Source organism: Streptomyces sp. CRN 30 (assembly GCF_034105845.1).
This window is the reverse complement of sequence record NZ_JAVRHI010000471.1, coordinates 1-10,024: the sequence shown is the minus strand read 5'-3', so window position 1 is coordinate 10,024 and position 10,024 is coordinate 1. Positions and strand designations below refer to the sequence as shown.

Annotated in this window: 8 protein-coding genes and 1 rRNA gene; 4 read left to right on the top strand and 5 right to left on the bottom strand. The window is 73.7% G+C overall.

Annotated features, from left to right (window positions below):
- A 5S ribosomal RNA gene (gene rrf, locus UW392_RS53330) occupies nt 1-103 on the top strand; the annotation flags it as partial.
- Nucleotides 104-206: 103 nt separating this feature from the next.
- Here the strand turns inward: rrf and UW392_RS53325 are convergent.
- The 5 genes from UW392_RS53325 to UW392_RS53305 are packed head-to-tail and all read right to left on the bottom strand — an operon-like array spanning nt 207 to nt 5,943.
- Nucleotides 207-1,517: a DUF58 domain-containing protein gene (locus tag UW392_RS53325; RefSeq protein ID WP_320782694.1), complete on the bottom strand. Its 1,311-nt coding sequence runs from the start codon at nt 1,515-1,517 to the stop codon at nt 207-209.
- Nucleotides 1,517-2,506, bottom strand: coding sequence for a MoxR family ATPase (locus tag UW392_RS53320; RefSeq protein ID WP_320782693.1), 990 nt, complete (start codon nt 2,504-2,506; stop codon nt 1,517-1,519). The genes UW392_RS53325 and UW392_RS53320 overlap by 1 nt, the downstream gene beginning before the upstream one ends.
- On the bottom strand, nt 2,506-3,780 hold the full coding sequence (locus UW392_RS53315; RefSeq protein ID WP_320782692.1) for a DUF4350 domain-containing protein: 1,275 nt from the start codon (nt 3,778-3,780) through the stop codon (nt 2,506-2,508). The genes UW392_RS53320 and UW392_RS53315 overlap by 1 nt, the downstream gene beginning before the upstream one ends.
- Nucleotides 3,777-4,550 carry a DUF4129 domain-containing protein gene (locus UW392_RS53310; protein WP_320782691.1) on the bottom strand — a complete coding sequence of 258 codons (774 nt, stop codon included), beginning with the start codon at nt 4,548-4,550 and terminating at the stop codon, nt 3,777-3,779. The genes UW392_RS53315 and UW392_RS53310 overlap by 4 nt, the downstream gene beginning before the upstream one ends.
- A 4-nt stretch (nt 4,551-4,554) precedes the next feature.
- Entirely contained in the window at nt 4,555-5,943 is a 1,389-nt protein-coding gene (locus UW392_RS53305) for a glycerophosphoryl diester phosphodiesterase membrane domain-containing protein (protein WP_320782690.1), read from the bottom strand.
- Nucleotides 5,944-6,083: 140 nt separating this feature from the next.
- Between UW392_RS53305 and mtnA the strand changes: the two genes are divergently transcribed.
- The 3 genes from mtnA to mtrB all read left to right on the top strand — a co-directional run.
- Nucleotides 6,084-7,232, top strand: a complete 1,149-nt coding sequence (gene mtnA, locus UW392_RS53300) for an S-methyl-5-thioribose-1-phosphate isomerase (protein WP_320782689.1) — start codon at nt 6,084-6,086, stop codon at nt 7,230-7,232.
- Between the two features lie 169 nt (nt 7,233-7,401).
- Nucleotides 7,402-8,091, top strand: coding sequence for a two-component system response regulator MtrA (gene mtrA, locus UW392_RS53295; RefSeq protein WP_003975799.1), 690 nt, complete (start codon nt 7,402-7,404; stop codon nt 8,089-8,091).
- Between the two features lies 1 nt (nt 8,092).
- Nucleotides 8,093-10,024: MtrAB system histidine kinase MtrB (gene mtrB / locus UW392_RS53290; RefSeq protein ID WP_320782688.1), on the top strand; the 1,932-nt coding region annotated here is incomplete at its 3' end.

Sequence of the window (10,024 nt, the reverse complement as noted above, 5' to 3'; positions counted from 1 at the left end):
CGTAGGGGAAACGCCCGGTTACATTTCGAACCCGGAAGCTAAGCCTTACAGCGCCGATGGTACTGCAGGGGGGACCCTGTGGGAGAGTAGGACGCCGCCGAACAATTCTTGGGAAAGCCCCCGCACCTCACGGTGCGGGGGTTTTCTGCGTTTCTGGAGAATTTCAGAGCCCTCAGCCCTCAGTGCCCTTTTGTTTGTCCGGCAGTTCAGAGGCGTCCCGCTGATTTCAGGGCGAGGTAGGCGTCGGAGAGGGCCGGTGCGAGGTCCTCCGGGGTGGCGTCCACGACCGTTACGCCGTGGCGGCGGAGCTGATCCGCGGTGCGGTCGCGTTCGGCTTGAGCCTGGGCGGCCGCCGCTGCCTCGTACACGGACTCCGTCGTGCCGCGGGACGTGGCCATGCGGGCGACGTGCGGGTCGGCCACCGAGGCCACGACGACCGTGTGGCGCTGGGTGAGCTGAGGGAGTACGGGAAGCAGGCCCTCCTCGATGGGGGCCGCGTCCAGGGTGGTGAGCAGGACGATCAGGGAGCTGCGAGGGGCCGTACGCAGGGCTGTGGCCGTGAGTCCTCGTGCGTCCGTTTCGACGAGTTCAGGTTCCAGCGTCGCCATGGCGCTGACCAGGGACGGGAGTACGTCGTTGGAGGTGCGGCCCTGGACCAGGGCGCGCACTCGGCGGTCGTAGGCGAGCAGGTCCACGCGGTCGCCGGCGCGGGAGGCCAGGGCGGCCAGGAGCAGGGCCGCGTCCATGGAGGCGTCCAGGCGGGGTGCGTCGCCGACGCGGCCGGCCGAGGTCCGGCCGGTGTCCAGGACGACGAGGATGTGGCGGTCGCGTTCGGGCCGCCATGTGCGTACGGCGACCGTGGTCTGGCGGGCGGTGGCGCGCCAGTCGATGGAGCGGGTGTCGTCACCCGGGACGTACTCGCGCAGGCTGTCGAACTCTGTGCCCTGTCCGCGGATGAGGACGCTGGTGCGTCCGTCGAGTTCGCGGAGGCGGGCCAGTTTCGAGGGGAGGTGCTTGCGGCTGGTGAACGGCGGCAGGACGCGTACGGTCCAGGGGACCTTGTGGGTGGCTTGGCGGGTGAAGAGGCCCAGCGGGCCGTACGAGCGGATCGTCACGCGGTCGGCCAGGCGGTCGCCGCGGCGGGTCGGGCGCAGACGGGTGGTGACGCGTCGGCGCTCGCCGGGCGGGACGGTCAGGCGGTGGCGGGAGGCTGAGATCTCGGTGCCCGGCTGCCAGGTGCTCGGGGGCCACGCGTCCCTGAGGCGGGCGCGCAGGGAGCGGTTCGAGGGATTGGTGACGGTGAGGGTGACTTCGGCGGTGTCGCCGAGGCGCACTGTGGTGTCACCGGCGCGTGAGAGGCGCAGCCGTCGTACGGGAGCCGCCAGGGCGTAGTCGCAGGCGCAGGCCAGGGCGATGGGGGCGTTGACGGCGAGGATGCCTGTCCAGCCGGGTTCCCAGACGCCGACGGGAAGGGAGCCGAGGGCCGCCAGGAGGGCGGCGCGTCCGGTGGGCGCCATCAGCGGGGGACCGGGACGTGGGACAGGATCGCGTTGATGACGGAGTCGGCGGTCACGCCCTCCATCTCGGCCTCCGGGCGCAGTTGGACGCGGTGGCGGAGCGTGGGCAGGGCGAGGGCCTTCACGTCGTCCGGGGTGACGTAGTCGCGGCCGGTCAGCCAGGCCCAGGCGCGGGCCGTGGCGAGGAGCGCGGTGGCGCCGCGGGGCGAGACGCCCAGGGAGAGCGACGGTGACTCGCGGGTGGCGCGGCACAGGTCGACGACGTAGGCCGTGATCTCGGGGGAGACGGTCGTCCTGGCGACCGCCGCGCGGGCCGCTTCGAGGTCGGCGGCGCTCGCGACGGGGCGTACGCCGGCGGCGTGCAGGTCGCGCGGGTTGAAGCCGGCGGCGTGGCGGGTGAGGACGTCGATCTCGTTCTGGCGGGAGGGGAGCGGCATCGTCAGCTTGAGGAGGAAGCGGTCGAGCTGTGCTTCGGGGAGGGGGTAGGTGCCCTCGTACTCGACCGGGTTCTGGGTGGCTGCCACGAGGAAGGGGTCGGGCAGGGCGCGCGGTGTGCCGTCGACGGTGACCTGGCGTTCCTCCATCGCTTCGAGGAGGGACGACTGGGTCTTCGGAGGGGTCCGGTTGATCTCGTCGGCGAGGAGGAGGTGGGTGAAGACCGGGCCGGGCTGGAAGGAGAACTCGGCGGTGCGGGCGTCGTAGACGAGGGAGCCCGTGACGTCGCTCGGCATGAGGTCCGGGGTGAACTGGACGCGCTTCGTCTCCAGTCGGAGCGAGGCGGCGAGTGCGCGGACCAGGAGGGTCTTGGCGACGCCGGGGACGCCTTCGAGGAGGACGTGGCCGCGGCAGAGGAGTGCCACGACGAGGCCGGTCACGGCGGCGTCCTGGCCGACCACGGCCTTGGCGATCTCGGCGCGCAGGGCCTCGAGGGACGCTCGGGCGTCGCCCGGGGTCCCGGCCTGCCCGGCGTTGTCAGTGGTCGGGTCCATCATGGACGTCGTACCTGCCTTTCGAGGGCATCGAGTCGGTCGGCGAGGGTGATGAGGGCTGCGTCGTCGCCGGGCGGCGGGCCGAAGAGGAGGTCGTGCAGGGGCTGTCCGTCACCGTGGAGGTGCGAGGACAGCGCGGGGAGCAGGGCCTCGGGCGTGTGTGCCTGGGCCACGGGGACGCCTACCAGGGGGGCGAGGCGCGTGCGGGTGGTGGAGCGAAGAGCGGTGGCCGCGCGGTCGCGGGCCTTGGCCTTGCGGTAGAGGCGGGCGCGGCCTTCGACGGTTTCGGAGGCGCGGACGGCCACGGGGAGTCTTTCGGGCACGAGGGGGCCCAGTCGGCGTGCCCTCCACAGGGCGGCGACGGCCGCCGCGACGAAGAGCTGCAAGGTGCCCCAGAGCCAGCCGGAGGGGAGCAGGTCGAAGAGGTCGCGTGGTTCGTCGTCCGGGGCGGCGGTGTCGGAGAGCGAGGGGAGGTACCAGACCAGATGCGGGCGGGAGCCGAGGAGTTGCAGGGCGAGCGAGGCGTTGCCGTGCTCGTCGAGGCGGTCGTTGAGGAGGATGTCGGGCGCGCCGAGGACGATCGTGTCGCCCGCCGGGGGTGCCGCGTCCGCGTTCCGCGGCGACGTGTCGGACGGGGCGTCGGACGGCTCGTCCGGTGTGGTGCCGGAATCTTCCGCGGTGCGTCCGGGCAGGCGCAGCAGGGTTGCCAGGCGCTGGCTGCGGTAGCACGCGTCGGCTTCGGGGTCCGTGGTGGTGTAGCGGCGTCCGCCGGTGTCGGCGGTGCCCGCGCTCCGGGCGGCCCGGAAGTCGCAGCCGGGGGACAGCGTCGAGTCGAGGCTCGTCGCGGGGTCCGCGGTGACGCCGGGGGCGAGGCGTTCGACGGAGGCGTTGCCGGGGGCCACGAGGACGGTGCGCCCGCGCGAGGCGGTGGTGGCCGAGAACAGCCGCGTCTGCTGCCGCTCCGTCAGACGGTCGGGGACGGCGACCAGCAGAGTGGTGTCCGGGCCGGTCGCGGCGCGGGCGTCGGTGAGGGTGGTGACCACGCGCGTGGACACATGGCGGTCGGCGAGGAGTTCGGCGACGGCCCGGCTGCCGTAGGGGTCGGCCGAGCGGGGGTCGAGCTCGCCGTGCCGGGCGTCGGAGCGGACGACGGCGATCGCGACGGCTCCCGCGACGAGCAGCACGAGGGCGAGGGCGACGCCGCGCGTGCGGGTCCAGATGCGACGGGCGGAGGGCGAGGCCGAGGTGGACGGGAGCGTGGCCTCGGTGGTCATCCGGCGGCTCCCTGGCGGGTGTGGTGGTCCGTGCTCGGGGCGGCGCTGCTGCTCGCCGCGTGCGGCCTGGTGCGTTCCAGGTCGCGGTCGAGTCCGGCGATGCGGTCGTACGCCGGTCCGCTCGCCGGGCGGCCGCCGTACGTGACGTCGTCGAAGTCCCGGGCGGCGGCCCGCAGCCTCTCGCCGTGGGCGGGCAGGGCGCGGCCGGCCTCGGTGGCCGCCTCGTCGGCGGTGCGGCCGGGGCGGAGGTCGAGGAGGGCGCGTTCCTCCAGGGACCGGACGATGGCCCGCATGCGTTCCTGGACGGCCTGGTTCCAGTGGCCCTGGGCGGCGTGCGCCTCGGCCGCGGAGCGGTGTTCGGCGGCGCTGCGGGGGCGGTCGTCGAAGAGCGCGGCGGTGGTGGCGGGGGTCCGGCGGGGGGTGCCCAGCCGCCACCAGAGGGCGGCGGCGACCGCGACGACGGCGACGACGATGACGACCAGGCCGAGTGCTCCTCCGGGGGCCGCGCCGGAGGCGGTGCTGAACAGGTCGTCGAGCCAGTCCCAGAACGCGTCGAGGGCGCGCTGGAACCAGCTGGGGTCGTTCTCGTGGTACATGCGCTTGGACAGCTCGCGGCGGGCCGCCTCCCGCGCGGGGTCGCGTGGCGTCGTCAGCGGTGGTTCGTCGTCCGAGCGCGACAGTACCGGCGTCAGGCCGTGGCTCGCGTGCAGCGCCGCGCGTACGGCGGCGTGCGGCAGCGCCTCTGTGAGAACTCCCCCCGTCGTGCTCACCGCATCAGCTCCCCGGGGTGGTGCCGGGGGCGCCGTAGCCCTGGACGCCGGCGGCGCGGGCCAGTTCGAGGTCGAGGGCCTCGCGGCGGATGCGCTGGTCGATGTAGAGGAGCACGGTGACGCCCGCCGTGATCGGGAAGGTGATCATGGAGCCGATCACCGAGCCGATGCCGCTGACGATCAGGAAGGTCCAGCCGAGGTCGCCGCTGCCTTCTACGAGGCCGCCGACGCCGTCGCCGCTGAGGGCCGCGGCGAGGAAGGTGAAGGGGATGACGACGATCGACGCGACGACGTTCGCGATGATCGTGGCGAGCAGCTGGATGCCGAAGATCCGCCACCAGGAGCCCTGGACGAGCTTGGCGGAGCGGCTCATCGCCTTCACGATGCTCTGCTTCTCCAGCATCAGCGCGGGCGAGGCCAGCGAGAAGCGGATCATGAGCCACAGGGCGGCGATCCCGGCGCCGATGATGCCGAGGACGGTGAGCGCGACGGCCGCCCCGCCGCCCGCCGTCACGGCGACGAGGATGCCGGGCAGGGCGCCGACGGTCAGGACGACGCCGGTGATGAGCAGCAGCAGGAGGATCAGGCCGAACAGCTTCAGTACCTGGGGGCGGGCGTCGCGCCAGGCTTCGGCGATGGTCACCGGCTTGCCGAGGACGGCGCGGCTGGTGACGGTCGTCAGCAGGGCGGTCGCGACGACCGTGCCGACGAGAGAGATGACGAAGACGACGGCCGAGCTGATCATGGTGTCGGCCATGGCGTCGCCGAGTTCGCCGAGGGTCGCGCTCGGGTCGTTCAGGGCGTCGGTGCTCGCGTCGTCCAGGACCAGGCCCTGGAGCAGGACGACGATGACCTCGGTGAGGACGGCGACGGTCAGCGAGATGCCGAGGACCGTGCGCCAGTAGGTGCGCATGGTGGAGACGGCGCCGTCGAGGATCTCGCCGACACCCAGCGGGCGCAGGGGAATCACGCCGGGCTTGGCGGCGGGCGGGGGGCCGCCCCAGCCTCCGCCCCAGCCGCCGTAGCCGCCACCGGGGTAACCGCCGCCAGGGCCGCTCTGGCCGCCGTGTGCGCCGCCCCAGCCGCCCGGACCTCCGCCGCCTGGGCCGCCGTGGCCGCCGTGGCCGTGCGGGCCCTGGCCGGGGGGCGGGGTGCCCCAGCCGGGGCCGGGCGGCGGTGGAGGCGGTGGTGCCTGGCCGGTGCCGGTCGGCGCGGACCACTGGCCGGCCGGCGGCTGCTCCTTGGACCACTTCGTGCCGGGGCCCGTCGGATCCGCTTCCGGACGGTCCGCGGGCCGGTCGGCGCCGGGGCGGTCGGCGGGGCCGGACGCGCCGGGCTCCTGCCCGTCGGACGGGGCGGATCCGGGCGAGGCCCAGCCCGGAGTGTCGTTCATCGTCGCTCCTTCACGGTGCCCGTCCGCGGACGCGGCGGCAGGTTGGCAGCCATCGTGCCATGGGGTGGTCGGATGGTGACCGGCCGCGGTAGGTGCTGCGCACCTTCAATTGTCGGTCGGATAGCGGGCAGACTGACCGCATGGCTGATCAGTACGCGCAGACCGGCGAGGACAAGCGGCCGACCGACATACCGGCCCTCCGCTGGGAAGAACCCCCCGAAGGCCCGGTGCTGGTCCTGCTGGACCAGACGAGGCTGCCGGCCGAGGAGGTCGAGCTGGTCTGTACGGACGCGCCCGCGCTCGTGGAGGCGATCCGCTCGCTGGCGGTGCGCGGGGCACCGCTGCTCGGGATCGCCGGTGCGTACGGCGTCGCGCTCGCCGCCGTACGCGGCTTCGACGTGGACGAGGCCGCGAACGCGCTGGCCGGTGCCCGGCCCACCGCGGTGAACCTGGCCGTCGGTGTGCGCAGGGCCCAGTTCGCCCACCGGTCGACGCTCGCCGCGGGCGGGGACGCGTCGCGGGCCGCGCGGGCGGCGCTCGCCGCCGCGCGGGCGCTGCACCGGGAGGACGCCGAGGCCAGCGGCCGGATGGCGGAGCACGGTCTGGCGCTTCTGGACGAGTTGCTGCCGGGCGGCGGGCACCGGGTCCTGACCCACTGCAACACCGGGTCGCTGGTGTCCGGCGGTGAGGGCACGGCGTTCGCGGTGGCGCTCGCGGCGCACCGCGCGGGGCGGCTGCGGCGGCTCTGGGTGGACGAGACGCGTCCGCTGTTGCAGGGCGCCCGGCTGACGGCGTACGAGGCGGCCCGTAACGGCATGGCGTACTCCTTGCTGACCGACAACGCGGCCGGTTCGCTGTTCGCGGCGGGTGAGGTGGACGCGGTGCTGATCGGGGCGGACCGCATCGCCGCCGACGGGTCCGTGGCGAACAAGGTCGGCAGCTATCCGCTGGCGGTGCTGGCGCGCTACCACCACGTGCCGTTCATCGTGGTGGCGCCGGTCACGACGGTGGACCCGGACACCCCGGACGGTGCGTCCATCGAGGTCGAGCAGCGGCCGGGGCACGAGGTGACGGAGGTGATGGCACCGCAGGCGCCGGGCGCGGGCGCCGGAGCGGGCGGCGGGATCCCGATGGCGCCGCTGGGGACGCAGGCGTACAACCCGGCGTTCGATGTGACGCCGCCCGAGCTGGTGACGGCGATCGTCACCGAGCGGGGCGCGGTCTCGCCGGTGACGGCCGAGGGGCTGGCGGGGCTGTGCGAGGGGGCCCGCCGGATCACGATCGGCTGACGCGTGGCACGCGCACGGTGTCGCGCCGGGACGTCGTGGTGCGTACGGTGTGCGTTCGCCGGTGACGGTGCCGGGTGGTGGGCGAGCAGACAGTAGCGCGGCTGTACGACTATCGTCACTGGTCAGTGACCTCGCTCACCAGCGCCCCTGGGTCCGTTATGAGAATGGGATGATGTCGTTTATGAAGGGACGAGTCCTTGTCGTCGACGACGACACCGCACTGGCCGAGATGCTCGGCATCGTGCTGCGTGGTGAGGGTTTTGAGCCGTCTTTCGTAGCCGACGGTGACAAGGCGCTGGCCGCCTTCCGGGAGACCAAGCCCGATCTGGTGCTGCTCGATCTGATGCTGCCCGGTCGGGACGGCATCGAGGTGTGCCGCCTGATCAGGGCGGAGTCCGGGGTGCCGATCGTGATGCTGACGGCCAAGAGCGACACCGTCGACGTGGTCGTGGGCCTGGAGTCGGGCGCGGACGACTACATCGTGAAGCCGTTCAAGCCGAAGGAGCTCGTGGCCCGGATCAGGGCGCGGCTGCGGAGGTCGGAGGAGCCGGCGCCGGAGCAGCTCGCCATAGGCGACCTGGTGATCGACGTGGCCGGGCACTCCGTGAAGCGGGACGGGCAGTCGATCGCGCTGACGCCGCTGGAGTTCGATCTGCTGGTGGCGCTGGCCCGCAAGCCCTGGCAGGTGTTCACCCGCGAGGTGCTCCTGGAGCAGGTGTGGGGCTACCGGCACGCGGCGGACACGCGGCTGGTCAACGTGCACGTGCAGCGGCTGCGTTCCAAGGTCGAGAAGGACCCCGAGAAGCCGGAGATCGTGGTGACCGTCCGGGGCGTCGGGTACAAGGCGGGGCCGAGCTGACATGACCGGTGACAGTGCCGCTTCGGCGCCCGGACGGTCCGGGGCCCGCGCCGGGCGGCCTGTCGGCCGGAAGCCGGCGGTCTCCCGCTGGGGACGTCTGCTGGAGGGCGGGCTGCTGCACGGAGGCGTGCAGGGCAGTCCCGTGCTCCGTCTGTTCATGCGCTGGGTGCGGCGGCCGCTGCTGCCCGTGATGCGGCTGTGGCGGCGCAACATCCAGCTCAAGGTCGTCGTCACCACTCTGCTGATGTCGCTGGGCGTGGTCCTGCTGCTCGGCTTCGTCGTCATCGGGCAGGTCCGCAACGGCCTGCTGGACGCGAAGGTCAAGGCGTCGCAGAGCCAGGCCACGGGCGGGTTCGCGGTGGCCAAGCAGAAGGCCGAGGAAGCGGCGACCGTGCCCGGCGACGACGGCACCGCGGTGGACGGCCGTCCCGCGCAGAACGTCATCCAGTGGATGAGCGAACTGGTGAAGTCGCTCTCCAGCGGTGGGCAGGGCGCCTTCGACGTCGTCACGCTGCCCGTCGGCGGCGAGAGCGGCGGCGGGCGCGGGCCGCGCGCCTCCGGGCTGGTCGACCCCTCGTCCAGCGTCCCCGAGGAGCTGCGGCAGCGGGTCGACAGCAACACGGTGGCGGCCCAGAGCTACACCCGCATCGTCTACAACTCCGCGCAGGACTCGCAGCCCGCGCTGGTCATCGGCAAGCAGGTCAACGACCCGAACGGCGACCCGTACCAGCTGTACTACCTCTTCCCGCTCACCCAGGAGGAGAAGTCGCTGAGCCTGGTCAAGGGCACGCTGGCGACGGCGGGGCTGTTCGTCGTGGTGCTGCTCGGGGCGATCGCGTGGCTGGTGGTGCGCCAGGTGGTCACGCCGGTGCGGATGGCGGCGAGCATCGCCGAGCGGCTCTCCGCCGGGCGGCTGCAGGAGCGGATGAAGGTCACCGGCGAGGACGACATCGCGCGGCTCGGCGAGGCCTTCAACAAGATGGCGCAGAACCTCCAGTTGAAGATCAACCAGCTGGAGGACCTGTCGCGGATGCAGCGGCGGTTCGTCTCCGACGTCTCGCACGAGCTGCGGACGCCGCTGACGACCGTGCGGATGGCGGCCGATGTCATCCACGACGCGCGCGTGGACTTCGATCCGGTCACCGCGCGGTCGGCCGAGCTGCTCGCCGACCAGCTGGACCGGTTCGAGACGCTGCTCGCGGACCTGCTGGAGATCAGCCGGTTCGACGCGGGCGCGGCGGCGCTGGAGGCGGAGCCGATCGACCTCAGGGAGGTCGTGCGGCGGGTCGTCAGCGGTGCCGAGCCGCTCGCCGAGCGCAAGGGCACACGCATTCGTGTGACCGGCGACCAGCAGCCCGTCGTCGCCGAGGCCGACGGCCGGCGCGTGGAGCGGGTGCTGCGCAACCTCGTGGTCAACGCCGTGGAGCACGGCGAGGGCCGGGACGTCGTCGTCAAGCTCGCCGCCGCGGGCGGGGCCGTCGCGGTGGCGGTGCGCGACTACGGCGTCGGTCTCAAGCCCGGTGAGGCGACCCGGGTCTTCAGCCGCTTCTGGCGGGCGGACCCGGCACGCGCGCGTACCACGGGCGGTACGGGCCTCGGGCTGTCCATCGCCCTGGAGGACGCGCGGCTGCACGGCGGCTGGCTCCAGGCGTGGGGCGAGCCGGGCGGCGGCTCGCAGTTCCGGCTGACGCTGCCCAGGACCGCCGACGAGCCGCTGCGGGGCTCGCCGATCCCGCTGGAGCCCGGCGACTCCCGGCGTGACCGCGGAGCGGACGGGGCGGCCCCGGCGCGGGGCGACGGCCGGCCGGTCGCCGTACCGGCGCAGACGACGGGCGCGTCGGCCGCGGGGCCGGCCTCCCGGGACCCGATCCCGCCCCGGCCCGGTGGGGCGTCCCCCGCGGCCGATCCGACGGCGCTGCCCGGCAGCGGCGCG